This window comes from Brevundimonas sp. (genome assembly GCF_041688735.1).
In the GTDB taxonomy this organism is placed as follows: Bacteria; Pseudomonadota; Alphaproteobacteria; order Caulobacterales; family Caulobacteraceae; genus Brevundimonas.
In genome coordinates this window covers 1-14,011 of the sequence record NZ_JBDNHO010000003.1, presented here as the reverse complement: position 1 = coordinate 14,011, position 14,011 = coordinate 1, and the positions used below count along the sequence as shown (strand labels likewise).

The 14,011-nt window shown below is 68.0% G+C and carries 17 protein-coding genes and 1 pseudogene; 9 read left to right on the top strand and 9 right to left on the bottom strand.

From position 1 onward, the window contains the following. Positions 1 to 47: 47 nt before the first annotated feature. On the top strand, positions 48 to 1,568 hold the full coding sequence (locus tag ACESMO_RS00530; protein ID WP_372706225.1) for an aldehyde dehydrogenase family protein: 1,521 nt from the start codon (positions 48 to 50) through the stop codon (positions 1,566 to 1,568). Between the two features lie 239 nt (positions 1,569 to 1,807). On the opposite strand, the gene ACESMO_RS00525 is transcribed toward ACESMO_RS00530, so the two are convergent. After that, entirely contained in the window at positions 1,808 to 3,607 is a 1,800-nt protein-coding gene (locus ACESMO_RS00525) for a von Willebrand factor type A domain-containing protein (RefSeq protein ID WP_372706224.1), read from the bottom strand. Between the two features lie 47 nt (positions 3,608 to 3,654). Between ACESMO_RS00525 and ACESMO_RS00520 the strand changes: the two genes are divergently transcribed. From ACESMO_RS00520 to ACESMO_RS00510, 3 genes are all read left to right on the top strand, one after another. Next, the gene (locus ACESMO_RS00520; protein ID WP_372706223.1) at positions 3,655 to 4,056 is read left to right on the top strand and encodes a cation:proton antiporter; all 402 of its coding nucleotides are present in this window, start codon (positions 3,655 to 3,657) and stop codon (positions 4,054 to 4,056) included. 12 nt (positions 4,057 to 4,068) lie between these two features. After that, positions 4,069 to 5,076 (top strand): tRNA dihydrouridine(20/20a) synthase DusA, encoded by a 1,008-nt coding sequence (gene dusA, locus ACESMO_RS00515; RefSeq protein WP_372706222.1) that lies wholly within the window; start codon positions 4,069 to 4,071, stop codon positions 5,074 to 5,076. A 137-nt stretch (positions 5,077 to 5,213) separates the two neighbouring features. Beyond that, positions 5,214 to 5,525 (top strand): hypothetical protein, encoded by a 312-nt coding sequence (locus ACESMO_RS00510; protein WP_372706221.1) that lies wholly within the window; start codon positions 5,214 to 5,216, stop codon positions 5,523 to 5,525. Here ACESMO_RS00510 and ACESMO_RS00505 read toward each other — a convergent pair. The 7 genes from ACESMO_RS00505 to ACESMO_RS00475 all read right to left on the bottom strand — a co-directional run bounded on the left by ACESMO_RS00505 (position 5,522) and on the right by ACESMO_RS00475 (position 9,156). Next, the gene (locus ACESMO_RS00505) at positions 5,522 to 6,148 is read right to left on the bottom strand and encodes a DUF4126 domain-containing protein (protein WP_372706220.1); all 627 of its coding nucleotides are present in this window, start codon (positions 6,146 to 6,148) and stop codon (positions 5,522 to 5,524) included. The two genes, ACESMO_RS00510 and ACESMO_RS00505, sit on opposite strands and share 4 nt — an antisense overlap. A gap of 121 nt (positions 6,149 to 6,269) precedes the next feature. Further along, complete coding sequence (locus ACESMO_RS00500; protein WP_372706219.1) at positions 6,270 to 6,557, bottom strand: GNAT family N-acetyltransferase; 288 nt, start codon at positions 6,555 to 6,557, stop codon at positions 6,270 to 6,272. A 157-nt stretch (positions 6,558 to 6,714) separates the two neighbouring features. Beyond that, complete coding sequence (locus ACESMO_RS00495; RefSeq protein WP_372706218.1) at positions 6,715 to 7,044, bottom strand: hypothetical protein; 330 nt, start codon at positions 7,042 to 7,044, stop codon at positions 6,715 to 6,717. Between the two features lie 10 nt (positions 7,045 to 7,054). Then, entirely contained in the window at positions 7,055 to 7,816 is a 762-nt protein-coding gene (locus ACESMO_RS00490; RefSeq protein WP_372706217.1) for a hypothetical protein, read from the bottom strand. Between the two features lie 58 nt (positions 7,817 to 7,874). After that, complete coding sequence (gene folB, locus ACESMO_RS00485; protein WP_372706216.1) at positions 7,875 to 8,270, bottom strand: dihydroneopterin aldolase; 396 nt, start codon at positions 8,268 to 8,270, stop codon at positions 7,875 to 7,877. Positions 8,271 to 8,273: 3 nt separating this feature from the next. Beyond that, the gene (locus tag ACESMO_RS00480) at positions 8,274 to 9,032 is read right to left on the bottom strand and encodes an SDR family oxidoreductase (protein ID WP_372706215.1); all 759 of its coding nucleotides are present in this window, start codon (positions 9,030 to 9,032) and stop codon (positions 8,274 to 8,276) included. Then, a complete protein-coding gene (locus tag ACESMO_RS00475) occupies positions 9,025 to 9,156 on the bottom strand; it encodes a hypothetical protein (RefSeq protein WP_372706214.1) in 132 nt (43 codons plus the stop codon). The genes ACESMO_RS00480 and ACESMO_RS00475 overlap by 8 nt, the downstream gene beginning before the upstream one ends. A gap of 76 nt (positions 9,157 to 9,232) precedes the next feature. Between ACESMO_RS00475 and ACESMO_RS00470 the strand changes: the two genes are divergently transcribed. From ACESMO_RS00470 to pgsA, 5 genes are all read left to right on the top strand, one after another. Further along, positions 9,233 to 9,679 carry a DMT family transporter gene (locus ACESMO_RS00470; protein ID WP_372706213.1) on the top strand — a complete coding sequence of 149 codons (447 nt, stop codon included), beginning with the start codon at positions 9,233 to 9,235 and terminating at the stop codon, positions 9,677 to 9,679. 16 nt (positions 9,680 to 9,695) lie between these two features. Further along, positions 9,696 to 11,585: an excinuclease ABC subunit UvrC gene (uvrC, locus tag ACESMO_RS00465; RefSeq protein WP_372706212.1), complete on the top strand. Its 1,890-nt coding sequence runs from the start codon at positions 9,696 to 9,698 to the stop codon at positions 11,583 to 11,585. 226 nt (positions 11,586 to 11,811) lie between these two features. After that, positions 11,812 to 12,237: a fasciclin domain-containing protein gene (locus ACESMO_RS00460; protein WP_372706211.1), complete on the top strand. Its 426-nt coding sequence runs from the start codon at positions 11,812 to 11,814 to the stop codon at positions 12,235 to 12,237. A gap of 243 nt (positions 12,238 to 12,480) precedes the next feature. Then, positions 12,481 to 13,107, top strand: a complete 627-nt coding sequence (locus ACESMO_RS00455) for a carbonic anhydrase (protein WP_372706210.1) — start codon at positions 12,481 to 12,483, stop codon at positions 13,105 to 13,107. Positions 13,108 to 13,182: 75 nt separating this feature from the next. Beyond that, positions 13,183 to 13,818 carry a CDP-diacylglycerol--glycerol-3-phosphate 3-phosphatidyltransferase gene (gene pgsA, locus ACESMO_RS00450; RefSeq protein ID WP_372706209.1) on the top strand — a complete coding sequence of 212 codons (636 nt, stop codon included), beginning with the start codon at positions 13,183 to 13,185 and terminating at the stop codon, positions 13,816 to 13,818. Positions 13,819 to 13,895: 77 nt separating this feature from the next. Here pgsA and ACESMO_RS00445 read toward each other — a convergent pair. Continuing rightward, positions 13,896 to 14,011, bottom strand: a pseudogene (locus ACESMO_RS00445) (IS5/IS1182 family transposase); the annotation flags it as partial.

Here is a 14,011-nt window from a genome sequence, read left to right as displayed (position 1 = left end):
TTGTCCGGCTCTGCCGTTAAGCCGCTCGCTCGAACCGGAGAGCGATGATGACGGCGGCGAACGAGGCGAAGGCCATCCTGCAAAGGCTGGGCGTGGACGACGCCGTCTGGGGCGGTGCCCTGCCGACCCGTTCGCCGATCGACGGTTCCAGTGCCGGGTCCTTGGCCGAAACCGCCGACCTCGACGGCGTCGTGATCCGCTCGGTCGCGGCCTTCCACGCCTGGAAGCGCGTGCCCGCCCCCCGCCGCGGTGAACTCGTCCGCCTGCTGGGCGAGGAGTTGCGCGCGTCGAAAGACGATCTGGCCCGGTTGGTGACGCTGGAAGCGGGCAAGATCGTCTCCGAGGGCCTCGGCGAGGTGCAGGAGATGATCGACATCTGCGACTTCGCCGTCGGCCTGTCGCGGCAGCTCTACGGCCTGACGCTGGCCAGCGAACGCCCCGGGCACCACATGCGCGAGACGTGGCAGCCGCTGGGCCCGGTATTGGTCATTTCCGCCTTCAACTTTCCGGTCGCGGTCTGGGCGTGGAATGCCTGTCTGGCGCTGGTGTGCGGCGATCCGGTGATCTGGAAGCCGTCGGAGAAGACCCCGCTGACGGCCTTGGCGACCCAGGCCATCTTCGATCGCGCGATCACCCGGTTCGCCAGGGAAACGGGATATGGGGCCCCGGCGGGTCTGTCCCAGCTGGTCATCGGCGGGCGCGAAGCCGGCGAGGCCCTGACCGCCGACCCGCGTATCGCGCTGGTCTCGGCCACAGGCTCGACCCGGATGGGCAAGGCCGTAGCCCAGACCGTCGCCGCCCGCCTCGGCCGGTCATTGCTGGAGCTCGGCGGCAACAACGCCATGATCGTGACGCCCAGCGCCGACGTCGACATGGCCGTGCGCGCCATCGCCTTTTCGGCGGTCGGCACCTGCGGCCAGCGCTGCACCACCCTGCGCCGCCTGTTGGTCCACGAGAGCATGGCCGACGGCCTGATCGCGCGCCTCAAGGCGGCGTACGAAACCCTGCCCGTCGGCGATCCGCGCGACGACGGCGTTCTGGTCGGACCTTTGATCGACGAGGCCGCCGCGCACGGCTTCGAGACCGCGCTCGCCCAGGCCGTTGAACAGGGCGGCCAAATGGTGGTCGGCGGCGACCGCGTGGACCGCCCAAACAACTCCGGGGGCGTCTATGTCCGCCCCGCCATCGTCCGCATGCCCGCCCAGAGCGCGGTGGTGCAGCAGGAGACCTTCGCCCCCGTCCTCTACGTTTTGACCTGGTCCGACTTCGACGAGGCCGTGGCGATGCAGAACGCCGTGGCCCAGGGCCTGAGCTCGTGCGTCTTCACCGACAGCTTGCGCGAGGCCGAGGCCTTCCTGTCGGCTTGGGGCTCGGACTGCGGCATCGCCAACGTCAACATCGGCCCGTCCGGAGCGGAGATCGGCGGCGCCTTCGGCGGTGAGAAGGACACCGGCGGCGGCCGCGAATCCGGCTCGGACGCCTGGAAGGCCTATATGCGCCGCCAGACCCAGACGGTGAATTTCTCGTCCAGCCTGCCATTGGCGCAGGGCGTTCGGTTCGACGTCTGAGCCCTCCGCCGGTGGCGGCGTGAGCCTCCCCTGTCTCACGCGTAATCCCTGTCCTCGAATTCGTCGCCGCCAGTCGTCGCAATCACTGCGATTCCGTCTTCCAATTCCTCACCGATTGGTCGCTACTTTCAGCGCCTCCGCCAGGTCGACCTTGACGGCACTTCCACCCTCCGGCCCAAGCAGCCGAGCCTGATCCGGCCTTACGGGTCACCTTCGCCCAATGGGAGATGGCGACGGGACTAAGGTGCCGCCCGCGCGGGCGAGCCCTGCGCCGCTCGTACCATCTGAACGAACGCCGCCCGCTCGCCGTAAGGGTCATCGCCGCGCGCCCCCTGCGCCTGTTCCAGCACCTCGTTCCAGCCGAAAGCGTCGCCCAGCCATGGGTCGCCGCGCAGCTTCTGGCCGAAGGCCGCGACCGCCAGCGCCCACCGGGTGCTCTCCGGCGGTTGGGCCGAGAGCCGGTCGCCGCCGGCGTTCGACACCACCCGCTGCATCAGCCGCGAGTCGCGCTCGCCCGGCAGCTTGTAGCGGACCTGGACGAAGCCGACCTCGCCGTCCGGATCGCCGCCGCCGACGTTGAGGCGGTTCTGGTCATAGCGCCGGTCCGCGATCTGGCTCGGCCCGCCGACGGGGGTGATCTCATACAGGGCCGTCACCGAGGCGCCCGACCCGACCTCGCCCGCGTCCACGCGGTCGTCGTTGAAATCGGCCTCGCTGAGCAGGCGTGTCTCGTAGCCGATCAGCCGGTATTCGGCGACGCGGGCCGGGTTGAACTCGACCTGGATCTTGACGTCGTCGGCGATGGGGAAGGCCCCCCGGTCAAAGGCCGGTCCGAACAGGCGGCGCGCCTCGTCCAGATCGTCGACATAGGCCGCCGTGCCGTTGCCGGCCTGGGCGATCGTCTGCATCCGCGCGTCCTGATAGTTGCCCCGGCCGTAGCCGTAGACCGACAGATAGATGCCGGTGCCGCGCTTGGCGGCGACATAGTCCTCGATGCGCTGGTCGTCGGTCACGCCGACGTTGAAGTCGCCGTCGGTGAACATCAGGATGCGGTTGACCTTGTCGCGCCCGAAGGCGGCCTCGGCCTGGCTGTAGGCGTTGACCATGCCTTGAGCCCCGGCGGTCGAGCCGCCCGCGTTCAGGGCCGCGACGGCGCAGCGCAGCTTCAGCTTCTGGTCGCCGGGGGTCGGGCCGACGGCGGTGCCGACGTCGGAGGCGTAGAAGGTCACGGCCAACCGGTCCTCGGGCCGCAGCCGGTCGATGATCAGGTTCATCGACTTCTGCGCCAGCGCCAGCTTGTCCGGGGACTGCATGGAGCCGGAGACGTCGACCATGAAGGTCAGGTTCAGCGGCTTGCGCTCGCCAACGGGCAGCTCATAGCCCTGCAGGGCGACATGCACGATCTGGCGGCCTGGCGACCAGGGCGAGGCGGCGACCACGGTAGTGATGGCGAACGGCGCGCTGGCCGACGGGGGCCGGGCGTAGCCATAGTCGAAATAGTTGATCATCTCCTCGACCCGCACCGCGTCAACGGGCGGCGCGCGCCCGTCCTCGATGAAGCGGCGGACGTTGGAATAGCTGGCCGTGTCCACGTCGATGGAGAAGGTCGAGACCGGCTCGTCCGCGACCCGTTTGACCGGATTGGGCGTTGCGTCGGGATAGCGTTCGGTATCGACGACGCGGGGCATCCCCGGCACCATATAGGCGCGCGAATGCGCGATGCGTGAGCCGGTCACGACGACGGCCGCGGACGCTTCGTTCATCGCCGTGACGGGCGGTGGGGGGGACGTGGGCATGGGCGGAGGCGGCGGCGGCGCGGGAATCTGCGCCCCGCCCATGGGCGCGACATAGCCGGGGCTGGTGAACTGTCGCTGAACCGCGAGCTGGCGGTCTTCCGGCAGGGTGAAGCCCAATGGCCGACAGGCGGCGACCGAGACGGCCCCGTCGGACGGCTTGTCCGGATCGAAGCCGCGCGTCTGGGCCATGGCGGGCAGGGGGGCCATGGGCACGGCGACGGCGACGGCCATCAGGGCGGCCATGCAGCTCTTTAGCGGGCGGTAGGTCATCGCGGTCTGTTCCCTTCGGCGTGCGTCATGCGTCACCCGTTCATTCTCGACCCACGCAGCGCCGCCGTCTCCTGACAATACCTGACGCGACGGACTGGCGCACGGCGTTTCCCGCCCCGAGTATCAAGCCTTGGGCTGAAAGGGGCGACGGATGGCTGAACCGACGGGCATGGGGCTGGGCACCGCCGTGGCGCTGCTGGGCGCGGCGGTCGTCGCCGTTCCGCGGCATCCTGCTGGGCCTGTTCTTTCTCATTGTCGGCATGTCGCTGAATCTCGGCGGCGTGGTCGCCGAATGGCCACTGGTGATCGGCGGTCTTCTGGCCTTCATGACGGCCAAGATGGTCGCGGTCTATGCGGTGGCCCGGCTGAACCAGAAGCATGGCGAAGGCCTGACCGTCGCGTCCGCCGCCGCTTCAGTATAGAAGTCCCGCGCCATGCTGGACCGCCGCCTCTCGATCGCACCTATGATGGACTGGACGGACCGGCACTGCCGGGCGTTCCATCGCGTCCTCACGACCCGCGCCCTGCTTTACACCGAGATGGTCACGGCGCCGGCGATCCTGCACGGCGACCAGCAGCGACTGCTGGGCTTCGACGCAGTCGAACATCCCGTGGCGCTTCAGTTGGGCGGCTCGGACCCGGATCAGCTGGCCGAGGCGGCCCGCATCGGCGCGGCCTTCGGATATGACGAGATCAATCTGAACGTCGGCTGCCCCTCGGACCGCGTCCAGTCCGGCCGTTTCGGGGCCTGTCTGATGCGAGAGCCGGGCCTGGTCGCCGACTGCATGGCCGCCATCAAGGGCGCGGTCTCGGTGCCCGCCACGGTCAAATGCCGCCTAGGCGTCGATGATCAGGACCCGGACGTCTCGCTGTTCGCGACCGTGGACGCCTGCGCCGCGGTCGGCGTCGAGGTGTTCATCATCCACGCCCGCATGGCCTGGTTGCAGGGTCTGTCGCCCAAGGAGAACCGTGACGTGCCGCCGCTCGACTATGGCCTGGTGCGGCGGCTCAAACGCGAGCGGCCGCAGATGTCCATCTCGATCAATGGCGGCATCGCCTCGCTGGACGCGGCCGAGGCCCATCTCGACGATGCCGACGGCGTCCAGCTGAACGGCGTCATGCTGGGCCGCGCGGCCTATCATGAGCCTGCCATCCTGGGTCAGGCCGACCGTCGTCTGTTCGGCGTCGAGACGGCTGACGTCGACGCTTTCGAAGCCATCGCCCGCTACCGCCCCTATATGGCCGCCCGACTGGACGAGGGCGTGCACTTGCCGGCCATGACGCGGCACATGCTGGGCGTGATGCACGGCCGCCCCGGCGCGCGCGCCTTCCGTCGCATCCTGACCGTGGACTCGATCCGTCCCGACGCAGGGCTGGAGGTCATCGACCGGGCCGTCGAGGCCGTGCGCGAGGCCGAGGCCCGCAAGACCGAAACGCGTTGAGGCCGCCTGACCCGTTTCGGCGCGCTCATGGCCTTTGTTGATGCGCCGGAGACACACCGGAAACTCTAGTAACCAACTGGCGTCATGATGGCGGAACGCGCGTTGGGTCCTCGCATTCAGCTTGGCAGGAGTCCCCCATGACGAAGAGTCCGCCGACCAGTTCCAACCTGCGTCTCGTTCCCGGCGAAGCCGAGATCTACGACCTGATGCGCAAACCGGAAACGACGACCGACCGCGTCAAGCGCCTTCAGATCGAAGCCCGAGCCCTCGCCGCCGAGCAGGTGGAGGCCCTGGAACGCGTCCTCAAACAGGCCGCCGAGATGGCCCGGGAAATCGCCGAAGGTGGCGACGCCTACCCTGTCGGTGCACGTGAACTGGCCGGTCGCCTGGCCTCGGACCTGCCCGGCAAGGCCGAGACGCTCAAAGCCATCGTCAGCCGCTCGTTCTAGACCGGGCGTGTCTCCATCCGGCCCCGGATCCTCCGGGCCAGGCGGAATACCACGACCGCCAGGATCACCACCACGACGGGAATCAGGATCGGCGCCAGGAAGGCGACGATTACCGTCAACACGGCCAGCACGTCCTCGATCAGCGACACCAGCGGATTACCCAGACCGCCCGTGGTCGCGGTCGAGCTGAGCCGCGCGCCTGTCTGGGCCGCATTAAAAGCGAGGGCCGCGGGCGCGCCGACGATCACGCCCGCGATGGCCGCCGTCGTCGGATCGACCGCCCAGAAAACGCTGCCCGCCGCTATGGCTCCAGCGACCGGCCGCGTGACGTAGCCGACCGCGTTCAGGGCATGATCGACGGCCGGCACCTTGTCGCCCGCGAACTCGGCCACCGCCGCGACGGTCAGAGCGGCGATTGCGGGCCACGACGCCAGCCAGTCCATTTGGTCGATCAGCCGCACACCGAACATCTCGAATTTCGCCGCCACCGCAAGCATCAGCATCGGCAGGAAGGTGCGCAATCCGGTCGCCGACGCCAAACCCAGGCCCAGCAGGGCGGGCATGATCCAGGTCTGCAACGGTCCCGTGGCGGCGCCGAGGGCGGACAGGTCCAGTTCGGTCATCAGGCGAGGCTCCGCAGCGACGATCGATGCCGTCTCCCTGCACAATGCGCGGGAACGCTTCGCCGCTCCATCGGCATCTGCCGATCATCGGCGGATACGGCGAGGGGCAAATCCTCCCCCCTTACGCGACCACGTCCGAAAACTCCGGATGACGCTTCAGCCAGGCGACAGCGTAGCCACAACGCGGGATCAGTTTCAGCTGCCCGGCGCGCGCATGCTCGGCCAGGGCTTGCATGAACCGGCCCGACGCGCCGCCGCCGCGCAGCTCGGGCGCCGCCTCGACATGCAAGATCACCCGGCTGTCGCCCTGGATCGCATAGTCGGCAAACACCGTCCGCGTCTCGCCTTCGGCGTCGGCGAACGCCTGTTCAAAGCGGTTCGCGTCGCTCACGTCGCGGAATTCGGTCACTGAAAAGCCTCCTGCGCGGCTCGGGCCGCGAGCCTCCAATACCCGACGACGCCCCCCGTTCCCCCTGAACGGCAAGGCCGTGTCAGGGCGCGCGGTCGCCCAGCAGGTTCATCAGGCCGAAGATGCTCTTGACCGTGAACCAGATGGTGATGACGAACTAAAGGATGCCGAAGATGATCAGGAACGGAATCCCGATCAGCACGATGGAAGCCAGCGCGCTGATGAAGATCGCGAGCCAGCAGGCGATGGTCCAGACGAAGACCGACCAGAACAGGCCAATCTGCGCGTCCAGATGCTGGCGCGCCACTCCTGTCGCCGTGCCGCGCGAGGCATAGGCCACGACCAGACCGACCAGAGCCAGCAGGTTCGCGCTCGGGATCGACAGGATGTACAGAGCCCAGGCGATCATCGCCGGGGCCTTGCCCTCGGACTCGTGACCGGAGACGAAACGGGGTTGTCCCCGGTCTTCAGGCGGAACGTTGCTCATGGTCGTCTCCTCAGATCCACCAGCCGCGGGGATCGGTTATCGGTCGTCCGGCCTTCAACGCCCATACGCCGGAGGCCCCGCGGGCCACCAGCCAAAGGGCCAGTCCGAACAGGATCGGCACGCCCAGGGCGAGGGGCGCGGCCAGCAGGATCGGGCCCGCGCCCGCCACCACGGCGGCGGTCCACAGGGTGCGCTGCTGATAGATGAAATGCGAGCGAGACAAGGCGTCGTCGTGTCCATCGCGACCCGTCACGGCCAGCAGGCCGATCAGGACGGAGACACCCAGCGTCGGCACGGCGAACAGGATCAGGGCATAGACGACGAACAGGCTCATTCCGCCTCCGGGTATGGCCGACGGCTGGCCGCGTCGGCGGGTTCGGGTCGCGAACTCGGGCGAGGGCGCAAAGAGACCGTCCGCGTCCGCTGTTTTGGGCAAGGGCAGTGGCAGGGGCAAAGACAGGGGCTCGGCCGCCGGCGCCTCGACCGGGTCGGAGCGGTCCGCTTCGGCGACCCCGGTCACCGGCTCGACCGTCTTATGCGCCGTGACGGACGCGCTCCAGTTCGGCAGGACGGGTTCCGGCTCAGGCTGCGGAGGCGCCGCGGCCATCGGTTCCTCCGTCTCGGGTAACAGGCCGGGCGGGGCGTCGATTCGCGCCTCCGGCTCCGGCGGAGAGACGTCGCGCGCCCGGCCTTGCAGCGACGCCGGCGAGACGAAGCCAATCAGATCGTCGTCGTGATCGTCCGGGTGAGTGGGATCGCCGGGTCCGGCCATCTGGAATCCTTGAAGTCCGCTTGAACAATGACGGCCCGCTCGCCGCCGCGCAACCGCCTCAGCGGGCCAGCGCGACTTCGCAGCCGGCCGCCGCCGCGCCGTCCAGCGCGCCCGGCTTCTCGATCCGCACCACGCAGCGCCGCACGCGCGGGTCCGCCAGACCGGCCTCGGCCAGCCGCCCGGCGAAGGTCTCCACCAGCCCCACATGCCCCTCGGCCACGATGGCGCGGGCGGCCCGGGCCACCGTCTCATAGTTGACCGTGTCGCCCAGCCGCTCGACCGGGGCGGGCGTCAGCTCCAGCGTGACGTCGATGACCAGCGTCTGCAGCCGTCCCTGCTCATGGTCATGGATGCCGATGCCGGCCTCCAGGATCAGGCCCCGCACGAAGACAGTCAGGCCCTCGCGGCGCGGCGCGCTCGGTTCAGCGAAGGGGAGGGGGGAAGACGCGGCCACGGGCTACTCCACGATGTCGGGGGTCTGCCAGGCCAGATGCTGGCCACCATCGACGGCGATCATCTGCCCGGTCACGAGCTCGGCGTCCACCAGCCAAAGCACCGCGCGGGCCACCGCTTGCGGGCTTCCCGCCTTCTGCAGAAGCACGGCACCCGCTTCGGCGGCGAAGTCGGCCTCGCTCTGATGGATTGACGGCAGGGTCGGTCCCGGCCCTACGCCGTTGACCCGGATGCGCGGTGCTAGCGCCTGGGCCATGGTCCGCGTTGCGAACCACAGGGCCGACTTCGACAGGCCGTAGGAGAAGAAGCGGGGGTCGGGCTTCAGCACCCGCTGGTCCAGCAGGTTGACGATGGTCGACCCGTCCGGTGCCTGCCGCGCGAACATTTGCGCCAGCAGCACCGGCGCGCGAAGGTTGACGTCAAAGTGCGTGGACCAGGTCTCGCCCGTGATCGTGTCCAGCCGGTCATCGGCGAACACCGAGGCGTTGTTGACCAGGACCGACAGCGGACCCAGCGCCTTCGCGGCGCGCCCGATCAGTGCCTGTGTCGCGACGGGGTCGGCCAGATCAGCGGACAGGCAGATGGCTCGACGCCCAAGCACCTCGATCGCCTGGGCCACTTCGGTCGCCTCGTCTTCCGAGTTCCGATGATGGATGGCGACGTCGAACCCGGCATGCGCCAGCTCCAGGCAGATCGCCCGCCCGATCCGCTTGCCGCCGCCGGTGACCAGCGCGGCTCCGGACCGGGCGGCGGGGTCAGTCAACCCGGCCGAACTCGATGAAGTTGATCGCCATGAGAACGGCGACGAAGCCGAGGATGATGTAGAGGGCCAGCATGAGATGCTCCTTGTCGCGCCCCTCGATAAAGCGCCGGAGCCGACTGTTCAAGAACGACGGAGCCAGATCGTTCCGCCGCCGCGTTTTCCGTGGTGCGCGGTTGGTGCCGACCTGATAGCCAGACGGGATGAACCCCACCGTCCTCGCCATGCTCGCCGTCGTCCTCGGCGGCGCCGCCACGGCCCTTCAGGCGCCGACCAACGCCAAGATGATGACCGGTGTCGGCTCGCCGGTGAACGCGGCCTTCATCTCGTTCGCGGTCGGCACGGCGGCCTTGGGCATCCTCGCCGTCATCTTGCAGGCGAAGCCTGACATGGCCGCATCGCGGGCCCTGCCCTGGTACGCCTGGGTCGGCGGTCTGTATGGTGCGATCTTCGTCGTGGCGGCGGCTTGGGGCGTGCCCCGGCTGGGTGTGGCCACGACCATCATCCTGATGGTGGCCGGCCAGTTGTTGCTCAGCGTCGCGCTCGACCATTTCGGCGCCATGGGCATGCCGAAACAGCCGCTCAGCTGGGGGCGCGTCGCCGGGGTCGGCCTCGTGCTCGCGGGCGTGCTTCTGGTGCGGCGTTCCTGAGCCTATATCGGACGGGATGACCGAGGAGACGATTCCCGACACGGAGACCGGCGCGCTCACGGCCGCCGACCTGATCCGCGACGAGGCCCGGCGCGCGCCGGACAAGCCGGGCGTCTATCGCATGTATGGCGAGGACGGGACCTGCCTCTATGTGGGCAAGGCGCGCTCCATCAAGAAACGCATCCTCCAGTACGCGCAAGGGCGGTTCCACACCCAGCGCATCGGCCTGATGGTATCGCTGACCCGGTCGATGGAGCTGGTCATCACCGCCTCCGAGACCGAGGCCCTGCTGCTGGAATCCAGCTTCATCAAACAGCTGAAGCCGCGCTTCAACGTGGTGCTGCGCGACGACAAGTCCTTCGCCGAACTCATGATCCGCAAGGACCACCGCGCGCCGCAGGTGCGCAAACACCGTGGGGCCCACACGACGCCCGGTGATTATTTCGGTCCCTTCGCCTCGACCTGGGCCGTGAACCGGACGCTGACCACACTGCAAAAGGCCTTTCTGCTGCGCTCGTGTTCCGACAGCGTCTATGAGAGCCGCACCCGGCCCTGCATGCTGCACCAGATCAAACGCTGCTCGGCCCCGTGCACAGGTCTGATCAGCCTTGAGGACTACGGTGATCTGGTCGAGGAGGCGTCGCTTTTCCTGCGCGGCAAGTCGCGCGCCGTCATCGCCCGCCTTTCAGCTGAGATGACCACCGCCGCCGAGGCCATGGACTTTGAACAGGCCGCCCGCGTCCGCGACCGCATCCGGGCCCTGTCGGCCATTTCGATGGAGAACTCCGTCAGCGCCGACGGTGTCGCCGAGGCCGACGTCTTCGCCCTGTTCAGCGAGGGCGGCCAGGCCTGCGTCCAGGTGTTCTTCTACCGCGCCGGCCAGAACTGGGGTGGCCGGGCCTATTTCCCGCGCGTCGACAAGTCCGACACCGACCCGGAGATCCTCGCCGCCTTCCTCGGTCAGTTCTACGAGGACAAGCCGATCCCGCGCCTGATCCTGTCCAACGTCCGCCCGCACGAGCTGGAACTGCTGGAAGAGGCCTTCAGCATGAAGGCCGAACGCAAGGTCGAGATCGCCCGGCCCCTTCGCGGCGAAAAGGCCGCCCTGATCGATCATGCCCACACCAACGCCCGCGAGGCGCTGGGCCGCAAGATGGCCGAGGGCTCGGCCCAGGGCAAAATCCTCGACGAGGTCTGCGAGGCCTTCGGTCTGGACACCCGCCCCGAGCGGATCGAAATCTACGACAACGCCCACATCCAGGGTACCAACGCCGTCGGTGGCATGGTGGTGGCAGGACCCGAGGGCTTCCAGAAATCCCAGTACCGCAAGTTCAACATCCGGGGAGAGGATCTGACCCCGGGCGACGACTACGGCATGATGCGCGAGGTCATGCGCCGCCGCTTCGGTCGGCTGGTCAAGGACGAGGACGCGGGGGAAGAGGTGGTCCGTCCCGACCTGCTGCTGATCGACGGCGGCGCGGGGCAGTTGGCCGAGGTGCTCGCCGTGCTGGCCGATCTCGGCCTCGACGACATCGCGGTGGTGGGCGTGGCCAAGGGGCCGGACCGCGACGCCGGGCTGGAGCGGATGTTCATGCCGGGAAAAGTCCCCTTCATGCTGCCGCTAAAATCGCCGGCTCTCTATTACATCCAGCGCCTGCGCGACGAGGCCCACCGTTTCGCCAACGGCGCCCACCGCACCCGCCGCTCCATGGACATCAAGCGCAATCCGCTCGACGAAATCGAGGGCGTCGGGCCGCGTCGCAAGAAGGCCCTGCTGCACGCCTTCGGTTCCGCCAAGGGCGTGGGCCGCGCGGCCGTGGTCGATCTGGTCAAGGTGGATGGGATCAACCAGCCGCTCGCCGAACGGATTCACGGATTCTTCCACCCCGCGACGACAAGTCGATAGGCCCGCTTCCAACCCGCAGCCTCAACAAGGCGGCTAACGAGATCTATGTCGCCAACACGCTTTCAATGCTGAACTCGCTCCGTGCACGGAGCGATCGGGGGTGTCACGTCGTATTTTTCGATCCCGGAAAGTTGACACATTGCCACAGCGATCAGTGGCCGCGTCTCTATTGAACGAAAGTGCCAGCCTCCCACCTAGGGTTTCCTGTAATCAAGGAAACGTCAAGATGACTACTGAAACACACGACATCGTCGATACCGCCGTCGCCGCCGGATCGTTCAAGACCCTGGTGGCCGCAGTCACCGCAGCCGGTCTGGTCGACACGCTGAAGGGCGCAGGCCCGTTCACCGTGTTCGCCCCCACCGACGAAGCCTTCGCCGCCCTGCCCGCAGGCACGGTCGAGGATCTGGTCAAGCCGGAGAACAAGGACAAGCTGACCGCCATCCTTACGCTGCACGTGCTGTCCGGTGCCGTTCACGCCGCCGACATCTCGGGCAAGACCCTGTCGCCGGCGTCGGTCAATGGTGAAGAACTGAACGTCGACGGCACCGACGGTGTTACCGTCAACGGCGCCAACGTCGTCACCGCTGACATCGCATGCACCAATGGCGTCATCCACGTCATCGATACCGTGCTTCTGCCAAAGGGCTAGATGTCCGTCCCAGCCTCCGCAAGAGGGCTAATCCGCAGTCGAGTCTGAAAAGAGAGCAGCCCCGCCTGGCCAAGGCGGGGCCGTTTTCGTTTGGGTCGATGCCCACTGTCCGCCCTCGGCGGAAGTTCAGAGGCGCCGGTCCGGAGGGGTGCGGTCTGCGGGCTCGCCGCCCGTGTCCGAAGCAGGCCCCCAGCGCTTCGCCGCCCCCTCCCCAACTGGAGGAGGAATGCTTATAGGGAGGCCATGCCTACCCGGTCTGCCGACGCCCTGCTCTCCGGCTACCGCCGATTCCGCGAAGGCCATTGGACCGAGGCCAAGGCCGAGTACGAGGCCTTGGCCGCCGACGGCCAGCGCCCGCTCACCCTCGTCGTCGCCTGTTCGGACAGCCGCGCCGACCCGGCCCTGATCTTCGACACTGCGCCGGGCCAGCTGTTCGTGGTCCGCAACGTCGCCAACCTGGTCCCGCCCTATGAGCCCGACGGCCTTCTGCACGGCGTCTCCGCGGCGCTGGAGTTCGGGGTCAAGGTGCTGGAGGTGTCGCGCATCGTCATCATGGGTCACGCCCACTGCGGCGGCGTGAACTCGATGCTCCACGGCGCGCCGGCGGATTGTCAGGACTTCGTTGCGCCTTGGGTCGAACAGGGCGCGCCCTTTGTGCGCCGGGTGGCCGAGGCGGTTGAGCCGGATCAGGTCGAACAGGCGACGGAAGAGGCCGTGGTCCGCCTGTCGATTGACAATCTGCGCACCTTCCCATGGGTCGCTGAGCGGGAGGTGGCGGGCGAGCTGGCCTTGACCGGCCTGCATTTCGGCATCGCCGACGGCGTCCTGCGCGCCCTCGTCGGTCCGGGGCGGTTCGAGGCGCTGGACTGATCGCGAGCAGCCGTCGGCCTCGCCTCGCGCAACGAAGCGTGGCACAGCCCGTTCAGACGCCGGACCCGAGATGACATGACCCCCACGCCCCACGCCAACCCCATCCCGAACATCCTGACCGGCCTGCGCATGCTGGCCGGAGCGATCATGTTCCTGATCCTCGCTGGGGCCGCGCCGCAGGGCATCCCGTTCATGTCCGACTATCTGAGCCCGGACGACCAGTTCCGCTTCGGCCGCACCGCGTTCGTCATCTTTGTGGTCGCGGCCTCGAGCGACTGGATTGACGGCTATCTGGCGCGGCGCTGGCATGCCACGACGCGGTGGGGCGCAATTTTGGATCCGATCGCGGACAAGATCCTTGTCACCGGCGCCATCCTCGGCGTGCTGGCCTGGGGCGCCCTGCCTCAAATCGCCATCCCGTGCGGCCTGATCCTGTTCCGCGAGTTCGCCGTCTCGGCCCTGCGCGAGACCGTGGCCGGCAAGGTCAAGCTGCCGGTCACCATGCTGGCCAAGTGGAAGACGACGCTGCAGTTGGTGGCCTTGGGATGCCTTCAGCTCGTCCTTCTGTGGGACGGCTTTGGCCTGCCGCTGGAGTGGCAGCCGCCGTTCCAGACCTTCGCCTATGTCCTGATCTGGCTGGCCGCCATCGTCACGCTATGGACCGGCTGGCAGTATTTCGCCAAGGCCCAGCAGAAGATGAGCCAGCTGTAGGAGGAGTGGCTAGTGACTGGTGATAAGTGATTGGCGCTGGTTTGTCCGCGTGCGCCACTAGGCTCAGGACTCATTGATCATAGCCAGAAGATCACCGTGGCGGCGATAGTGATGGCAGACATGAAGGTGTGTGCGCATCGGTCGTAGCGGGTGTGGATGCGCCGCCAGTCCTTGAGCCTGCCGAACATGTTCT

Excerpts from the sequence above, each read along its gene's own strand:
- ACESMO_RS00530 (WP_372706225.1), top strand. The coding sequence starts at position 48 with ATGACGGCGGCGAACGAGGCGAAGGCCATCCTGCAAAGGCTGGGCGTG.
- ACESMO_RS00525 (WP_372706224.1), bottom strand. The coding sequence starts at position 3,607 with ATGGCCGCCCTGATGGCCGTCGCCGTCGCCGTGCCCATGGCCCCCCTG.
- dusA (WP_372706222.1), top strand. The coding sequence starts at position 4,069 with ATGCTGGACCGCCGCCTCTCGATCGCACCTATGATGGACTGGACGGAC.
- ACESMO_RS00510 (WP_372706221.1), top strand. The coding sequence starts at position 5,214 with ATGACGAAGAGTCCGCCGACCAGTTCCAACCTGCGTCTCGTTCCCGGC.
- ACESMO_RS00505 (WP_372706220.1), bottom strand. The coding sequence starts at position 6,148 with ATGACCGAACTGGACCTGTCCGCCCTCGGCGCCGCCACGGGACCGTTG.
- ACESMO_RS00495 (WP_372706218.1), bottom strand. The coding sequence starts at position 7,044 with ATGAGCAACGTTCCGCCTGAAGACCGGGGACAACCCCGTTTCGTCTCC.
- ACESMO_RS00490 (WP_372706217.1), bottom strand. The coding sequence starts at position 7,816 with ATGGCCGGACCCGGCGATCCCACTCACCCGGACGATCACGACGACGAT.
- ACESMO_RS00470 (WP_372706213.1), top strand. The coding sequence starts at position 9,233 with ATGAACCCCACCGTCCTCGCCATGCTCGCCGTCGTCCTCGGCGGCGCC.
- uvrC (WP_372706212.1), top strand. The coding sequence starts at position 9,696 with ATGACCGAGGAGACGATTCCCGACACGGAGACCGGCGCGCTCACGGCC.
- ACESMO_RS00460 (WP_372706211.1), top strand. The coding sequence starts at position 11,812 with ATGACTACTGAAACACACGACATCGTCGATACCGCCGTCGCCGCCGGA.
- ACESMO_RS00455 (WP_372706210.1), top strand. The coding sequence starts at position 12,481 with ATGCCTACCCGGTCTGCCGACGCCCTGCTCTCCGGCTACCGCCGATTC.
- pgsA (WP_372706209.1), top strand. The coding sequence starts at position 13,183 with ATGACCCCCACGCCCCACGCCAACCCCATCCCGAACATCCTGACCGGC.